General features: G+C 65.8%; 15 protein-coding genes and 1 pseudogene. 7 read left to right on the top strand and 9 right to left on the bottom strand.

The features are described 5' to 3' along the window. Nucleotides 1–48: 48 nt before the first annotated feature. Nucleotides 49–1,248, bottom strand: coding sequence for an IS256 family transposase (locus tag MTX23_RS12590; RefSeq protein ID WP_280973221.1), 1,200 nt, complete (start codon nucleotides 1,246–1,248; stop codon nucleotides 49–51). A gap of 57 nt (nucleotides 1,249–1,305) precedes the next feature. On the opposite strand from MTX23_RS12590, the gene MTX23_RS12585 reads away from it, so the two are divergent. Together MTX23_RS12585 and MTX23_RS12580 are read left to right on the top strand one after the other, a co-directional pair. Continuing rightward, nucleotides 1,306–1,632 (top strand): hypothetical protein, encoded by a 327-nt coding sequence (locus tag MTX23_RS12585; protein WP_280990752.1) that lies wholly within the window; start codon nucleotides 1,306–1,308, stop codon nucleotides 1,630–1,632. Further along, nucleotides 1,551–1,961, top strand: a complete 411-nt coding sequence (locus MTX23_RS12580; RefSeq protein WP_280990758.1) for an IS5 family transposase — start codon at nucleotides 1,551–1,553, stop codon at nucleotides 1,959–1,961. Before MTX23_RS12585 ends, MTX23_RS12580 begins: the two co-directional genes overlap by 82 nt. Before the next feature lie 576 nt (nucleotides 1,962–2,537). On the opposite strand, the gene MTX23_RS12575 is transcribed toward MTX23_RS12580, so the two are convergent. Both MTX23_RS12575 and MTX23_RS12570 read right to left on the bottom strand, forming a co-directional pair. Next, nucleotides 2,538–4,133: an MDR family MFS transporter gene (locus tag MTX23_RS12575; protein WP_280976961.1), complete on the bottom strand. Its 1,596-nt coding sequence runs from the start codon at nucleotides 4,131–4,133 to the stop codon at nucleotides 2,538–2,540. Nucleotides 4,134–4,304: 171 nt separating this feature from the next. Further along, nucleotides 4,305–4,829 carry a YcgN family cysteine cluster protein gene (locus MTX23_RS12570; RefSeq protein WP_280976960.1) on the bottom strand — a complete coding sequence of 175 codons (525 nt, stop codon included), beginning with the start codon at nucleotides 4,827–4,829 and terminating at the stop codon, nucleotides 4,305–4,307. A 277-nt stretch (nucleotides 4,830–5,106) separates the two neighbouring features. Here MTX23_RS12570 and MTX23_RS12565 point away from each other — a divergent pair, with 277 nt between their 5' ends. The 3 genes from MTX23_RS12565 to MTX23_RS12555 are packed head-to-tail and all read left to right on the top strand — an operon-like array spanning nucleotide 5,107 to nucleotide 8,589. Next, the gene (locus MTX23_RS12565; RefSeq protein WP_280976959.1) at nucleotides 5,107–7,392 is read left to right on the top strand and encodes a PBP1A family penicillin-binding protein; all 2,286 of its coding nucleotides are present in this window, start codon (nucleotides 5,107–5,109) and stop codon (nucleotides 7,390–7,392) included. 1 nt (nucleotide 7,393) lies between these two features. After that, nucleotides 7,394–7,972 (top strand): DUF1214 domain-containing protein, encoded by a 579-nt coding sequence (locus MTX23_RS12560; protein ID WP_280976958.1) that lies wholly within the window; start codon nucleotides 7,394–7,396, stop codon nucleotides 7,970–7,972. Beyond that, complete coding sequence (locus MTX23_RS12555) at nucleotides 7,969–8,589, top strand: DUF1254 domain-containing protein (protein WP_280976957.1); 621 nt, start codon at nucleotides 7,969–7,971, stop codon at nucleotides 8,587–8,589. Before MTX23_RS12560 ends, MTX23_RS12555 begins: the two co-directional genes overlap by 4 nt. Here the strand turns inward: MTX23_RS12555 and MTX23_RS12550 are convergent. Next, nucleotides 8,586–9,434, bottom strand: a complete 849-nt coding sequence (locus tag MTX23_RS12550) for an MBL fold metallo-hydrolase (RefSeq protein WP_280976956.1) — start codon at nucleotides 9,432–9,434, stop codon at nucleotides 8,586–8,588. The two genes, MTX23_RS12555 and MTX23_RS12550, sit on opposite strands and share 4 nt — an antisense overlap. A gap of 91 nt (nucleotides 9,435–9,525) precedes the next feature. On the opposite strand from MTX23_RS12550, the pseudogene MTX23_RS12545 reads away from it, so the two are divergent. Beyond that, nucleotides 9,526–10,406 (top strand): annotated as a pseudogene (locus MTX23_RS12545) (LysR family transcriptional regulator). On the opposite strand, the gene MTX23_RS12540 reads toward MTX23_RS12545, so the two are convergent. Further along, nucleotides 10,375–11,142, bottom strand: coding sequence for a hypothetical protein (locus tag MTX23_RS12540; RefSeq protein ID WP_280976955.1), 768 nt, complete (start codon nucleotides 11,140–11,142; stop codon nucleotides 10,375–10,377). The pseudogene MTX23_RS12545 and the gene MTX23_RS12540 overlap by 32 nt on opposite strands. A gap of 16 nt (nucleotides 11,143–11,158) precedes the next feature. Beyond that, nucleotides 11,159–11,356 carry a hypothetical protein gene (locus MTX23_RS12535; RefSeq protein WP_280976954.1) on the bottom strand — a complete coding sequence of 66 codons (198 nt, stop codon included), beginning with the start codon at nucleotides 11,354–11,356 and terminating at the stop codon, nucleotides 11,159–11,161. A 298-nt stretch (nucleotides 11,357–11,654) separates the two neighbouring features. On the opposite strand from MTX23_RS12535, the gene MTX23_RS12530 reads away from it, so the two are divergent. Next, nucleotides 11,655–12,587, top strand: coding sequence for a DUF2336 domain-containing protein (locus tag MTX23_RS12530; RefSeq protein WP_280976953.1), 933 nt, complete (start codon nucleotides 11,655–11,657; stop codon nucleotides 12,585–12,587). Here MTX23_RS12530 and MTX23_RS12525 read toward each other — a convergent pair. From MTX23_RS12525 to MTX23_RS12515, 3 genes are all read right to left on the bottom strand, one after another. Continuing rightward, nucleotides 12,584–12,928 (bottom strand): DUF1491 family protein, encoded by a 345-nt coding sequence (locus tag MTX23_RS12525; protein ID WP_280976951.1) that lies wholly within the window; start codon nucleotides 12,926–12,928, stop codon nucleotides 12,584–12,586. The genes MTX23_RS12530 and MTX23_RS12525 overlap by 4 nt on opposite strands. A gap of 243 nt (nucleotides 12,929–13,171) precedes the next feature. Further along, nucleotides 13,172–13,921 carry a peptidoglycan-binding domain-containing protein gene (locus MTX23_RS12520; RefSeq protein ID WP_280976950.1) on the bottom strand — a complete coding sequence of 250 codons (750 nt, stop codon included), beginning with the start codon at nucleotides 13,919–13,921 and terminating at the stop codon, nucleotides 13,172–13,174. Then, the gene (locus MTX23_RS12515) at nucleotides 13,914–15,731 is read right to left on the bottom strand and encodes a PAS domain-containing sensor histidine kinase (protein WP_280976949.1); all 1,818 of its coding nucleotides are present in this window, start codon (nucleotides 15,729–15,731) and stop codon (nucleotides 13,914–13,916) included. Before MTX23_RS12515 ends, MTX23_RS12520 begins: the two co-directional genes overlap by 8 nt. Nucleotides 15,732–15,907: the final 176 nt, after the last annotated feature.

The raw sequence follows: 15,907 nt of genomic DNA, 5'->3' as shown, positions 1-15,907 counted from the left end.
GTGTAACTGGCGGTGGGACACCGCGTTCGCCGGCAAGAGCCGGACTGGTCAGCTGGCGATAGCCGGGAGACTGACGGTTGGATCATCGCTCAACGGCGCGATGGTTTCCAGCGTCATGTAACGGGCGCGCTGGACGGCCCATTCATCATTCTGTTCGAGCAGGATCGCGCCGATGAGGCGGACGATGGCGTCCTCATTGGGGAAGATGCCGACGACCTCGGTCCGGCGCTTGATCTCGCCGTTGAGGCGCTCGATCGGGTTGGTCGAGTGCAGCTTGGTGCGGTGCTGCGGCGGGAACGTCATGTAGGCCAGCACATCGGTCTCGGCCTCGTCGAGGAAGCCGGCGAGCTTGGGTAGCTTGGGGCGGAGCTGATCGGCGACCTTTCGCCATTGCGCTCGTGCGGCTTCGGCATCGTCCTGGGCAAACGCAGTGGCGATGAAGGCGGAGACGACACGCCGTCCGCTTTTGCCGGCATGGGCCAGCGCGTTGCGCATGAAGTGCACGCGGCAACGCTGCCAACTGGCGTTGAGCACCTTGGCGACGGTCGCCTTGATGCCCTCGTGGGCGTCGGAGACGACCAGCTTGACGCCGCGCAGGCCGCGGCGGGCGAGCTTGCGCAGGAACGCCGTCCAGAATGTCTCGGCCTCCGAGGGACCAATGTCCATACCGAGAACTTCGCGCCGGCCATCGCTGTTGACGCCGACCGCGACGATCACCGCGACCGACACGATGCGCCCCTGCTGGCGCACCTTCACGTAGGTGGCGTCGATCCACAGATACGGCCAATCGCCCTCGATCGGGCGAGCGAGGAACGCCTTCACCTTGTCGTCGATCTCCGCGCACAGCCGCGAGACCTGGCTCTTGGAGATGCCGCTCATGCCCATCGCCTGCACCAGGTCGTCGACCGAGCGGGTGGAGACGCCCTGCACATAGGCTTCCTGCACCACGGCGGTGAGCGCCTTCTCGGCCATCCGGCGCGGCTCCAGAAAGCCGGGGAAGTAGGAACCCTTGCGCAGCTTGGGGATACGCAGCTCGACCGTGCCGGCGCGGGTCTCCCAGGTCCGGTCGCGGTAGCCGTTGCGCTGCGCCAGGCGCTCGGAGCTCTTCTCGCCATAGGCGGCCCCAGTCTGGCCTTCCACTTCCAGCTCCATCAGGCGCTGGGCGGCAAAGCCGATCATCTCGCGCAGCAGATCGGCATCAGGGGTCTTCTCCACGAGCGTGCGGAGGTTCATCATCTCATCGGTCATCGGTGGTTCCTCGAATCAGGTTGGTATCAGCAACCCGACCCTACCGGCGAACTGCCGGTGACCACCGCAAAGCCGCCCGCCCGCTACGGCGCCATGGGAGGGCGCGCGTGCGGACGGCTTTGCTCTACCGAGCTACACCACCAATGGGGACACGACCGCTGGTCGCGGCGCGAGGTCTGGCGCAATCTGTTCGAAGCACTTCGGGGCCTGTCGCCCGATGACGACTTCCAGGCCATCGATTCCACGACCGCCAAGGCGCACCGTGCGGCGGCCGGTGGAAAAGGGGGGCGGAGGCTCAGGCCATCGGTCGTTCCCGCGGTGGCAGGACCACCAAGATCCACGCCGTCTGCGACAGTCTCGGACGCGCCATCGCGCTCGAAGTAACGCCAGGTCAGCGTGGTGACATCCGCGCGGCGCTGCCCCTGCTCAGCTCTCTGCCACCACCGCGTTGCTGTGCGGCCGACACGGCCTATGACGCGAACGAACTGCGGCAATTCCTCATCGAACGGGGAACAACCCCGGTCATCCCAAACAATCCCACCCGAAAACGCTTCCATCCGTTCGACCGCGCCGCATACAAGCGGCGCAACCTCGTCGAGCGCATGTTTTGCAGGCTCAAGGACTGGCGGCGCATTGCAACCCGCTATGACAAGCTCGCCAGAAACTTCCTCTCGGCCGTCAATCTTGCTGCCGCTATCATTTGGTGGACCTGATTGAGTCCGGACCTTAGTGGCAGGTGTCTCCTTGCAAAGCGCGAAGCGCTTTTGCAAAGACGGTGACAACAAAGCCCAGTCTTGCCGGGGCGAGCACGTATAAGCCGTAAAGCCATCGCGCAGGGAAAGCCGGAGTGTTTTCCGGTTTCACCTGTGGTCCTACCTCCCGTGCTTTCCATTCGCACGGGACCCATGGGTGCGATCGGCACCCGGCTTTCCCTGCGCCCTCTGATCCTCAGAGTGGCGAAGACTTGACGAAAACCTCGGACGCATCGCGCCGCGAGAACGCGGATGTACGACTCTCAACCAGCGCCACACATTCAGTGTCGTCCTGGCGAAAGCCAGGACCCGTTACCCCCAATGTTCATTATGCTCATTGTTGCGCGACGCTGGGGCCAAGATCTCATTCATCATCAAATGCGGTGGTTATGGGTCCTGGCGTTCGCCAGGACGACGAACGGCGAGTCCCGTTCACAACACAAGCCGCGGCGTATGGGCCCCGGCTTTCGCCGGGACGACAGCGGTGGACGCTGCTCCGGCCTTCGTGGAACGACGGCCGTTGGCGAGGCGGCCGCCCTACTCCGCCATCTCGACCGCCGGCCGCGTGGCGGGGCCGGCGAGCGGGCGCTCTTCCATCGTGATCATGCAGATGGAGGCGGTGGTCAGCAGCACGGCAGCTGCGGTGAACACATAGCGGAAGGCAGTGATCATATCGGCGACCGGGATCGCACTCACGACGCCCGCGCCCGCCGCGTGATGTTCGCCGGCAAGCGAGATATCGGGCCCCAGCGTCATCAGCAGGATCGCCGCGAAAGCAGCGACGGTGAAGGAGGCCATCAGCGCGCGGAAGAAATTCATCGCGCCGGTGACTGTTCCGACCTGCGCGCGCGCCACCGAGTTTTGCAGCGACACCACGCTGACCGGGAACGTGGTGCCGAGCCCGAGCGCGAACACGCCCATCAGAACAAGCAATCCCCACAGCGGCAAGGTCGTGACGGCCATCCCGACGGCGCAGATCGCGGCGACAGAGGTGCCGACGATCGCCACGCGCTTGTAGTGCTTTGCCTTCGCCATGGTTCGTCCCGCGATCGCGGCCCCGCAGGTCGAGATCGCGGCGAGCGGGATCAGCGCAAGCCCGGCCTCGCTGGCGCTGAGGTGATAGACCACCTCGTAATAGAGCGGCAGGTGGACGGTCAGGCCGACGATGGCGCCAAGCGCGCAGCCGCCCGCACCCATCGCGAAAGGAACCACCGAGCCGCCGAGCAGCGACAGCGGCAGGAATGGCTCATCCGCGCGCCGCGCATGCCAGACGAAGGCGCCGGCGAGCGCGACCGAGGCCCCAAGCATCGCGGTAATGGTGGGCGACAGCCAGGAATAGCGGGTGCCGCCCCAGGTCAGCACCAGCATGAACACGACGGCCGATGCCATCAGCAGGATGCCGCCGAGCCAGTCGACCTCGCGCTTGCGGTGGAACACCGGGATCTTGGCCATCTTCGGCAGCAACAGCGCGAGCGCAGCCGCCGCCAGCGGCAAGTTGATCCAGAAGATCATCGACCAGTGCAGATGCTCCGCGAACACGCCGCCGATCACCGGCCCGAGAATGCCGCCGGCCATCCAGACGCTGGAGAAATAGGCCTGGTAGCGGCCGCGTTCGCGCGGGGAGACCACGTCGGAGATCACGGTCTGGACGACCGGCATGATGCCGCCGCCGCCAAGCCCCTGCAGGCCGCGGGCGAGGATCAGCATGGTCATGTTCGGCGCGATCGCGCACAGGATCGAGCCGACCACGAACAGGCTGAGCGAAGTGATGATCATGGCGCGGCGGCCATAGATGTCGCTCAACGTGCCGAACACCGGCGCCACGGCGGTGGACGCCAGCAGATAGGATGTGATCACCCAGGACAGATTGGTGACATCGTGAAACTGGCGGCCGATAGTCGGCAGCGCGGTGGCGACGATGGTCTGGTCGAGCGCCGCAAGAAACATCGTCAGCATCAGGCTGATCACGATGGTGCGGACTTCGTCGTGATTGAGCGCGGCAGGCGGCGCGATGGGCGGGGCCTCGCTGAGTTCAATCACCTCGCTCGGAAGACCAGACAACTCTACGGCAATGTCGTCGGGCAATGTCTGTTGGTCGGCAGGAAAACGGCTCTGCCGTTCATACTTGTTCATTTGGGGCGTATAAGTGCTGCGCGGGCCGTGCCCGCGATGGAATGATTCTGCAAGCGGCAATTTATGCAGCAATTCGTTACCGAGGCAGGCACCTCCGCGCATGGGTGCTTCCCGCCGGGGCATTCTCGCGATGACGTGATTGAAAGCCGCGTGGCCCCACGTCTTACGACGTCACGCCTTCGTCGTTTTCTGACGTTTCTTCAGCCGTGCCCGCTTCGGCAGCAGCGCCGGCCACCGCACAATGTGATCCTCGAGATCGGCGTCGTTGACGTCGAGCTCGGTGCCCTGCACCCGGCCACGCACCGAGACGCCCGCTTCATGAACGGTGTTGGGATCGCCGGAGATCAGCGGGTGCCACCAATAGAGATCCCGTCCCTCGGCCACGAGGCGGTAGGCGCAGCTCGGCGGCAGCCAGTTCAGGGTGCGGACGTTCTCAGGCGTCAGGCGGACGCAATCCGGAACCTTGTCGGAGCGGTTCGCATAGTCCTTGCAGGTGCAGAGGCCGGCATCGAGCAGTTTGCAGGAGATATGGGTGAAGTAGATCCTGCCCGTGTCCTCGTCCTCAAGCTTCTCCAGGCAGCAGCGTGCGCAGCCGTCGCACAGGCTCTCCCATTCGGCGTTGGACATCTCTTCCAACGTCTTGGTTTTCCAGAAGAATCCCTCCTGGTCCGACGGGCGCTTGGGCGGTGCTGTCATGATTCCCTGAAAATGCCGATGCCGCTCTTCTTGGGATGCCGCCAAAGCCCGCGCAAGGGGGTGGTTTTTGCGGGGTCGAAAAAGCCGGTGGGCGACGTTAGCCCTCTCATTAAATTCACGAGCCGTGCCATTGGTTTATAGCTGCCGCTCGGATAGAACAGCCTGCGAGTCCCCAATGACGCAAAAGCGCCTTGGGTTTGCCGCAACCTCCAAGCAAGACGCTCGTCGGTGCCCCCGTGGGGCGCCTGCAGCGCTGTCGAACTGATCAAGGGCCACGGTGCGCCAGATCCTACCGCCGCATTGGAAGCAGAAGGTCCGGAACTTCTTCCTCGACCTCGATGCGCGTATCGACTCGACCCTGTTCTCGTCGGGCAAGGGGCTGCGCGAGCTCTACGAGCGCTACTCGACCTTCATGGACCGCTTCTATGTCGGCCGCTGGAAGCGCTGGGTGTTTATAGAGCCGCTGTCGGAGGCCGCGACCATCGGGCTCGCCGGCATGGTCCTGATGCTGACGCTCGCGATCCCCGCCTTCCGCGAGACCGCCGACGAGGACTGGCTGAAGAAATCCGATCTCGCGGTGACCTTCCTCGACCGTTACGGCAACCCGATCGGCAGCCGCGGCATCAAGCATAATGACTCGATCCCGCTGGAAGACTTTCCGGACAACCTGATCAAGGCGACGCTCGCCACCGAAGACCGCCGCTTCTACGACCATTTCGGCATCGACGTTCCGGGCCTGGTGCGCGCCCTCGTCACCAACGCGCAGGCCGGCGGCGTTCGCCAGGGCGGATCGTCGATCACCCAGCAACTCGCCAAGAACCTGTTCCTGAACAACGAGCGCACCATCGAGCGCAAGGTGAAGGAAGCCTTCCTCGCGATCTGGCTGGAGACGCGCCTCACCAAGAACGAGATCCTCAAGCTCTATCTCGACCGCGCCTATATGGGCGGCGGCACCTTCGGCGTCGACGGCGCGGCGCATTTCTACTTCAACAAGTCGGTGCGCGACGTGAACCTCGCGGAGGCCGCGATGCTCGCCGGCCTGTTCAAGGCGCCGACCAAATACGCCCCGCATATCAACCTGCCCGCGGCGCGCGCCCGCGCCAACGTCGTGCTCGACAATCTCGTCGATGCCGGCTTCATGACCGAAGGCCAGGTGTTCGGCGCCCGCCGCAACCCCGCGGTCGCGGTCGACCGGCGCGACGACAACTCGCCAAACTACTATCTCGACTACGCCTTCGACGAGATGCGCAAGCTCGTCGACACCTTCCCGAAGTCCTACACCGAACGCGTCTTCGTGGTGCGCACCGCGATCGACATGAACGTGCAGCACGCGGCGGAGGAAGCGATCGAGAACCAGCTGCGCCAGTTCGGCCGCGATTATCACGCGACCCAGGCGGCAACCGTCGTGTCCGATCTCGACGGCGGCATCCGCGCCATGGTCGGCGGACGCGACTATGGCGCAAGCCAGTTCAACCGCGCCGTCGACGCCTATCGGCAGCCGGGTTCGTCGTTCAAGCCCTACGTCTACACCACGGCCTTGCTGAATGGCTTCACGCCGAATTCGAAGATCGTCGACGGCCCGGTCTGTATCGGAAATTGGTGTCCGCAAAACTATGGGCACTCGTATTCCGGCTTGGTGACGCTGACGCAGGCGATCACCCGCTCGATCAACGTCATCCCGGTCAAGCTCTCGATCCTGCTCGGCGGCAAGGCAGGGCCGAAGGCCGGCCGCGCCAAGATCGTCGAGGTCGCGCGCCGCTTCGGCCTCACGGCGCCGCTGCCGGACACCCCGTCGCTGCCGATCGGCTCGGACGAAGTCACCGTGCTTGAACACGCCGTCGCCTATGCGACCTTCCCGAACAAGGGCAAGGCCGTCACGCCGCATGCGATCCTCGAGGTCCGCACCGGCGCCGGCGACCTGGTCTGGCGCTGGGACCGCGACGGGCCGAAGCCGCGTCAGGTAATTCCGCCGAATATCGCCGCCGACATGGCGGGCATGATGAGCCACGTGGTCAGCGAAGGCACTGCGCGCCGCGCCGCGCTCGACGGCATTCCGACCGCGGGCAAGACCGGCACCACCAATGCCTACCGCGACGCCTGGTTCGTCGGCTACACCGGCAACTTCACCTGTGCGGTCTGGTTCGGCAATGACGACTATTCGCCGACCAACCGCATGACCGGCGGCTCGCTGCCGGCACAGACGTGGCACGACATCATGCTCGCCGCGCATCAGGGCGTCGAGGTGAAGGAACTGACCGGTGTCGGCATGGGTCAGAAGCTGCCGCAGCCGCCGCAGGCCAATGTCGCGGCCAATGCTGCGCCCAAGGTGCTGGAGACGCGGCCGGGCCCGCCGCCGGTGCTGACCAAGCGTGGCGCCGATGTCCTGGTCCGCGTCGAGAAGGAGCTCGATGACGCCGCCAAGACCATCGGCAAGACCACGCTGAACGAGCCGTCCAACGTCACGCCCAAGCCGGAATCCTCCAGCGCACTGGCCTTCCCCGAAAACTATGTTGCCGCGGCCGGGCCGGACGGCGCGACGGCGACCGTGCCACGTAAGAACTGACGTGCGGCTACTCTTCTCCACCTTGCTGGCGCTGTTGATCGCCGCCGCTGTCGGGCTCGGCCTGACCTACATGACAGCGACGCGCGGCACTGATCTCGGCACCCTGAAGATCGGCGCCTGGACCGCGCGGCCGAAGAACGGCACCTCCGACGTCGACCCTTATTCCCGCGCGACCATCGCGCGCAGCGGCGAGCTGCCGATCGGCACCGGCGACGGTATCGCATTCACCGCCACCACAGACGACAAGAACAAGCCGCTCGACGGCCGCTGCGATGTTGTCGTCAGCGGCGTGACGCCGGCGGCGCGGTTCTGGACGCTGACGCTGTTCGATCGCAAGGGCCATCTGGTCGCCAACGCGCTGCAGCGCTATGGCTTCACCAGCCAGGAGATCATCCGCGCCTCCGACGGCACCTTCGAGATCCACATCGCCTCGCGCGCGCGGGCCGGCAACTGGCTCCCGACCGGCGGCATCGAGCGCTACGCGCTGATGCTCCGCCTCTACGACACGCCGGTCGGAGTGGCGACCCGCACGCAGCGTGATGCGCCGCTGCCGGCGATCGCAACGACAGGCTGCCCATGATCCGCTTGCTGCTCACCATCATCGCGGGCGTGCTGCTGGGCGGCGTGGTGCATCTCGTCAGCGTGCTGGCGCTGCCGAGCATCGCCTCGCAGGACGCCTATTCGCGGCTGACGCCGATGACCAAGCTCAACGAGGTGACGCAGCTGCCGCTGGCCGATCCCAACAACTCGCCTATGCCGTTGATGGACCCGGCCTTCGCGGTCGCGATCTGCCGCTACGATCTGTCGACCGGGCCGATCAAGCTCACGGTGCCGGTGAGCCAAGCCTATACGTCGGTGTCGTTCTACACCCGCCAGGAGATCGCCTATTACGCCATCAACGACCGCTCCGCCGGCAAGAAGGTGATCGAGCTCGACCTGATGACGGAAGCGCAGCACAGCGACCTGCCAGAGGACGAGGACATCACCTCCGCCGACCGGCTGATCATCGACTCGCCGACGACCACCGGGCTGATCCTTTTGAAGGCGCTGGCGCCGGAGCCCGGCCTGATGCCGCAGGCGCAGGCCTCGCTGGCAGCCGCGAAGTGCAAGGTGCAGTCAGAGCCCGCGACCGCGAAGCAGGACGCGCCGCCGCCGGTCGCCCCGGCTCCGGCACCGCCCCCGGCGCGCAAGCGCTAGGCCGCGGCGGCTGGCGCCGTATGCCGGCCGCAGCGGCAGGCCTCGTAGTCGACGGGGTCGTGGCTGTTGATGATGGTGACGGTGTCGCCATGGGCCGCCTTCAGCGCCCGCAGCCGCTCCTGGTTGTGGATGCGCGCCGCGCGATCCATGTCGACGCGGCGCTGGAACATGCCGAGCACGAGCGGAATCCTCGGCCTGGCGTCGAGCTGCGCGTGATGGAAATAGGCATCGCCAGCGTGCAGCAGCCACCTGCCCCCATCGCGCACCGCGATCGTGCAGTGGCCGAGCGTGTGGCCCGGCAGCGGGATTACGAGAATATCGGGCTCGCGGTCGCCGAGCGCGCGCACGCCCGCAAAACCGAACCAGTTCTCTCCACCTTCGTCATGGAGCGCCCAGTCCGGCCCGCGCCGCCACTGCGCCGTGACGTAGCGACCGGGCGGCGGCGCAATCTGCCGCGTCACCGCCATCTCGTACTCCTTGCGGTGGACGTGGACCTTGGCCTTCGGAAAGTCCGCCACGCCCCCAGCATGATCGCGATCGAGATGCGTCAGCAGGAGATGCCGCACGTCGTTCGGAGAGAAGCCGAGAGCCTTGATCTGCCGCACCGCGGTCTCCGCCGGGTCGAGCCGCGGCGTGGTCTGCCTGACCCATTTGCGGCCGAGCCGCGCCGGGTCCGCGATATCGTCAAGCCCGATGCCGGTGTCGACCAGCACAAGGCCGTCATTGCTCTCGACGAGCAGGCAGTGACAGACCATCCGCCCGCGCCGGAACAAGCCGCCGATGCCGTTCACAAGCCGCTGTCCGATCGGACACATGGTGCCGGTGTTGAGATGATGGATGCGCATGATGAACCCTCCGCTGAACCAGCTCACGGCTTGCCACGCGTCATGACATAGGTAAAATATTGTATTCTGATCTATTCGATAGTCACTTCCTATGGATATCCGCGAGCTACGCTACTTCGCAGCGGTCTATCGCGAGCGCAACCTGACGGCCGCGGCAAAGCGCTGCTCATCTCGCAGCCGTCGATCTCGGCGGCGATCACCAATCTCGAGGCCGAGCTCGGCACCACGCTGTTCATCCGGCACAAGAAGGGCATGGCGCCGACGGAATCCGCCGCGCAATTCCATGCCGTCGCCCGCAGGATCATCGACGAGGCGGACGCGGCGCGAAACCTGTTTCGCAAGCCGGCGACGCGGCAGGCGCTGACGCTCGGGCTGTTGCGGACGCTCGATCAGGCGCGCACGATTGCGCTGCTGAAGCCGCTGACCGGCAACACCGATCTCGCGCTGCGCCTGGTCGGCGCCAACGAGAAGGCCGACGCACGGATCGTCGCGAAGTCCATGATCGACGCCGGCGAGCACTTCATCCCGCTCTGGAGCGAGCGCTACGTCGCGGCGCTGCCGCCATCGCATCCGCTCACCTTGAAGGAGACGCTGCGGACCGCCGATTTCGCCGGCGTCCCGATGATCGATCGCTGCCATTGCGAGCAGCAGGAATTCTTCAAGCGCGCCTCGCCGCCGCGCGCCCCAGTGGCGATCGCCGAATCGGAGGATTGGGCGATGGCGCTGGTTGCCGCCGGCGTCGGCGTTGCGATCGTCCCCGAAGGAGTGGCGCGCGGCAATCCCGACGTCGTAGTGCGCGCGATCGAGATCGACGTGACGCGGCAGGTCGGGCTCGCCTATCCCGCAGCCCGTCCGCCGTCCGATGCGCTGAAGGAGTTCATTGCGACACTGCCGCGGCAGCAGGCCAAGGGCGGCCGCGCAAGACTAAAGGAAAGGAAGCCTAGCCCTTCGACACCACGGCGCGGCCGATGACCGGCGCGGAGACGATCGGCGCAGCGGCCGCGAGACGCGCGAGCTCGCCGATCTGGCGGTCGGCGTCTGCCGCCATGCCATCAGGCGCCTGGATCACCAGCCGCTCCAGCGCCCAGCGATAGGACGAGATGCGCCGCTCCAGGCTCTGCTGGACCCATTGCACGATCAGCGCGTTCTCTTCCATCCGCGCGACTGCGTCGGCGCGCTCGCGCGGCGACACATCCGCGATCATGTTGAGACTGGCGTTGCGCTTGCGGTCGAGGTCGATCACCTGGCTCGCGGTGGCGAAGAACGGTTCGAAGCGCGTGATGTCGTCGCGGACATCGTCGATCAGCAGCGAATAGCGCGAGGCAAAGGAGCGGTGCGGCTCATCGATCAGGTTGCGGCCGTAAGCGGTGCGGTCGAACACCACTTTCTGCCGCCATGGCGACGGCAGCGGCTGGTAGTCGCCGAACACGCTCTTCCAGGCCGGGCGCGAAAGCGGCGCCTCGACGAACTGATAGGCGAGGTCGCGCAGCTGCCGCTCATTCTCGGTGAGCTGGAACTGCGAGGCCTTCATGCCGATGCTGCCGGTCGCTTCCGCACCGAGCCAGCGATGCATGTCGTCGTTGCGGAAGTCGGCGCGGGTGCGGCCGAAGTCACCGCCGCTGCAGCCGCCGAGCGTGGCGCCCGCCAACAGGAGGATCAGCGCTGGGAGTGACCGCCGGCCAGCGATCCGCTGCGCAAGCTCCGGCATCGCACGATGTCCGCAATCAGGAGCGCCGGCGGCGACGGCGCCCCGGTGCAGTCCCCTGTTCGGGTCCACGATCACCGCCGGTCTGTTCGGCAGCTCGCTCGATCCGAACGACGGGGAGGATCAGCACGATTCCCATACCTTCGCTTGCAGCGCCGTCCATCATGCTCGGCCGCCGGGTAGCCGCATCCGCCGGAAACTCGATGATGGTGCCCATGTTCCGTTCTCTCTGGCCGCCGCACGGACATGATTTGCCCTGCGCTGCCCGAATTAAGAACGGGCATGGTTAATGACATCTTAATCTGCAAATGCGGGCGGTTACGGATGTGGCGTTGTGCCTTATTTGACACGCGCAAATTGTAGCCTTCGCCTTCACGACTTATTTTCCTTAACTGCCTCTTAAAGCAGCCCGCGTAGGCTCGCTTGCACGAGGATTCCCAAACTCGAATCGATACCGACGTCGCGTAACGCCCGAGATGAGCGCAGCTCCACTATTTCCCGGCTTTGATGGGCTGATGACGCTCTCCCGACGCGAGGGTGTCGACATCCGCCCCACCCTGTTGCGCGTCTTGACTGACCTCTATGTACAGGCAAGCGCCCACTCCGCCGACGAAGAGCAGCAATTCGTCGAGCTGACGTCGCGCCTGATCGACGAGGTCGACGACGCGACCCGCGCTGCCGTCCGCGCCCGCCTTGCGATCTATCCGGCAACGCCCGCCAGGATCCTCGACAAGCTCGGGCTGCGGCGCGCCGATGCCGGCCAGCCGATCGCGGCTGCGTCTCCCATTCCCGCTCCCGCGCCGCCAGCGCCAACCGTCAGGATCCCGACCGAAGCCGAGATGCGGATAGCGGCGAGCCTGTCGATGCGGCCGAACGATGCGGCCGAAATCTCCGACATGTTCTTTGCCGCCGGTGCCAGCGAGCGCGCGCGGATCCTGCATAATCTGCAGGACACGCCGCTGAAGGCCGCCGCGCGAATTCCGGCCGACCGCGCCGCGCGCGCGATCCACATCCTGGAGATGGCGGCGTTCGCCGAGGACGTCGAGAACTTCACGCTGGAACTCGGAGAAGCGTTGATCCTGTCATCGCCGATCGCCGCGCAAGTGGTGAACGATCCCGGCGGCGAGCCGCTCGCCTGCGCGATGCGGGCGCTCGACGTGTCGAGCGCGGCGTTTCAGCGGATCCTGATGTTCCTCAACCCGGAAGCGGGTTCATCGGTCAACTATGTCTATCGCCTGTCGCGGCTCTACGATCGGCTGAGCGAACGCTCCGCACTCGTGATGCTGGCGGCGTGGCGCGGCTCGACCATGGCGGTGGCCCGCGCCAAGTATCGCCCCTCGCTCTATGACGATGAGCTTCATCGCGCGCGTCCGGCGTCGTCGCTGACGCGGCCGACCGTGCAGCCCGGCAGCGCGCCGGCCATTCGCAACCACAAATCCGGAAGCTAGCTTTTCGCCAGATCGAGAAGATGCCGCCCCGCGCGGTCCTCGGTCTCGACGATCCATGCATCGGGGTCGAAGCGGACCTCCTTGACCAATCGTTGCTCGACCGACGGCTCGGGCAACGGCTCCGGCGCTATCGGAACAAACAAGCGTTCGACCGGGCGGCTGTCGTCATAAACCGTCTGTGGCGCCGGCGCATACAGCATTGCGTTGCCATCCATCAGCGCCACCTTGACGAAGACGGCACCGGCCTCCTCGGCACCCTTCTTTCGGATCGCGCCGAACACGCCCTCCGTCTGGCAACGGCGCAGATAGGCGGCCACCCATATGCTGGTTTTCAATCGCATGCGCGACCTATAGGCCAGCGGCGCGGCTCCGTGCAATCGCGGCGTCGAGCACCCCTGCAGGTTGCCCCTCGCACCAGCCGTCCATATCCTCGCTGTCGCAGTGTGAGCCGCGCCTGGGTCGACGGGGCCATTCCGGATCCCGACGATCCGGAATCGGTGTTGGTTTGGGGGGGGGGACGCAAGAAAGAGTTCTCCGACGAGGTCAGAGAGGTCCTGCTTGAGGACGTCAGTTGACGAGCGGAATCACTCGATCGGGTGGCCTATCATCGCGGTGAGTTCGTGGACGAGGCGATCGGACATCTGTCCGGTCACCGGGATCTTCCGCGCCCGCTCGAACTTCGCGATCGCGGTCTGCGTATCCGCGCCGATCGTGCCGGTCGGCTTGAGCTGACCATAGCCATATTCGGTCAGCGCACGCTGGACCGCGGCGATGCGTCTTCCGGCCGGGCTCAGATGCGGGGTCGGGATCGGTGTCGGCGGACGAATGACGTTGGACGGCGCGGCGGCCGGCGGCGCAGCGGTCGACTTCATCACCAGATTGGTCATGGGGTCGGACGCCTTCGCCTCGGCCGGCTTGGCTTCAGCAGATTTTACCTCGGCGGCCCTGGTTTCAGCCGGCTTCGTCTCCACCGGCTTCACCTCGACCGGCCTCGGCGTCTCCACGGCAGCCGGCTCGACCGACCGCGCTGCGGCTTCAGCCGGGCGCGGACGCGGCAACGGGCTGGTCACGGCGACGACCGGCACCGGCGGCGGAAGCGTCACGACCGAGCCGCCAAACATCGGCGACGGATGACGGCCAGCCTGCAGGAACAAGGCATTGATCAGGATCGCAACGATGACAGCCGCTGCCAGCACGCCCACGACCATGTCCTTCGGACTGTAGAGCAGCACGCGCAGGAAGAGGCCACGTTCTTCCTCGGCCTCGATCGCCATTACCTTCGCGCCGCGGCGACGGCGCGGCGCCTCATCATCGTCCAAAGTCTTTCTAGGCACTTTTCTTCACCTGATGGGCTTGCTCTTGTAATCCGGACCGCAGCGCGGGCTTCAGCGGCGAGACATTGCTGGACGGTTCGGCCGCTGCCAGCGGCGTGAACGCGAGCGGCAGCGCGATCGACACCGTGGTGCCCTCGCCGACCTTGCTTTCCACGCTCAGTTCGCCGTGATGGAGGCTGACCAGTCCCTTCACGATCGAGAGGCCAAGGCCCGTGCCTTCGTGCCGACGCTGATAGGTCTTGCCGGCCTGGAAGAATGGGTCGCCGATCCGCTTGAGGTCGTCGGCGGCAATGCCGACGCCGGTGTCCGAGACACGCAGCTGCAGCCGCGATCCTTCGACCGCTGCCGACACCGTCACCCTGCCACCGCGTTCAGTGAACTTGATGGCGTTGGAGACGAGATTGAGCACGATCTGCTTGAACGCGCGCAGATCGCCATTCATGACCGGCAAATCATCGGGGACGCGGGTCACGAGATCGACGCCGTTCTCGCGCGCCTTCAGCGCCACCAGGTTGCAGCAATTGACCAGCGCCGGCCGCGGGGCAAACGGCTCGGGAGAAATCTCGAAATTGCCGGACTCCATCTTCGACATGTCGAGGATGCCGTTGACGACGGACAGCAAATGCTGGCCGGAGTCGTGGATGAGTTGCGCGTACTCCTTGCGGCGCACGGCATCCAGGCCCAGGGCCTCCTCCTGCGCGATCATCTCGGAGAAGCCGATGATGGCGTTGAGCGGCGTCCGCAGTTCGTGGCTCATGGTCGCGAGGAAGCGCGTCTTGGACGCATCCGCCTGCTCTGCAGCGTTGCGTGCCAGCTCCAGGGCTTGCTCCTGCACCTTGCGATCGGTGACGTCACGGATCACGGCGACGACCTCAGCCTCGCCGGAGGTCTGATCGAGCGGACGGCAGCGCATCTCCACCCAGATGAAGTCGGCCGCGACGGTCTGGCCCCGCGCGGCGTCGCGGCGCAGGCGGAACTCGACGCTGCGCGGCTCGCCGCCGCGCGCGGCATCCGAGAGTGCGGTGAGATAGGCTGGGCGGTCCGCGACATGAACGCGGTCGAACAGACCGTGGCCCAACAACCGCGGTGCCTGAACGCCGAGCATGATCTCGGCTGCGGGCGAAATGAAACGCACCGCACCATTGCGGCTGTGCCGCGACAACACATCGCTGATGTTGTGCGCGAGCAGCCGATAGCGCTCTTCCTCGACGTAGAGCAGCGACACGGTGGTGCGCGCCAGCGACTCGGCGCCAAAGGCGAGCCCGGCTGCATAGAATATCGCCGACACGACGCCGAAGCCGCCCAACATGCTGCTCGCCGCGATCGCGGCGTCAGCAGCCGGCAGCACGTGATAATATCCGAGCGCGCTCAGCAACGCCGCGCAGGTCATCGCCAGCGCGAATGCAAAGGCCACCACGCGCCGCGACGCCGACAGCGCCGCCTCGATCGGAATGACGATGAGCCATACGGCGGCGAAGGACGCAATTCCACCGGTGTTCGCCGCGATCATCATCACGAGACCGGCGAGCGCCAGCGACGACAGCACATGCGCACCCTCGTAGCGGCCGGTGCGCGACAGGAACCATGACAGCAGGATCGGCGCGATCAGCCAGGCGAAGGCCGCGACCTCGATCGCCGTAGGCGCACCGCGCATCGCAAGGAAGGCCGGGAAGGACGCGAGCGCAGCCAGGCTGCCGAGCAGCCGCGGCGCCATGAAGGCGCGATGGCGCGCACGCGTCAGCGCATCATATTGCGCCGACGGATGCAGCAGCGCATCGAGGCAATCGCGAATTAGACTCACAACACTCACAGCACTCGCGCTTCGGCTCGATCGTCGGACAGACGCGCCGGAACGCCTCCTTGGTGATTGTAGGTCAACGTGTCAGAGCGAACTTAAGCGAACGCTAAGGCGAGGCGTCCCGCCACCAAACACCGTGCATTCGCGAAGCTTTGGCGCGCTATTCACCGCGCATTTGTCAGGGATGG

This window comes from Bradyrhizobium sp. ISRA436 (assembly GCF_029910015.1).
GTDB lineage: Bacteria > Pseudomonadota > Alphaproteobacteria > Rhizobiales > Xanthobacteraceae > Bradyrhizobium.
This window is presented reverse-complemented; position numbering and strand designations above follow the sequence as displayed.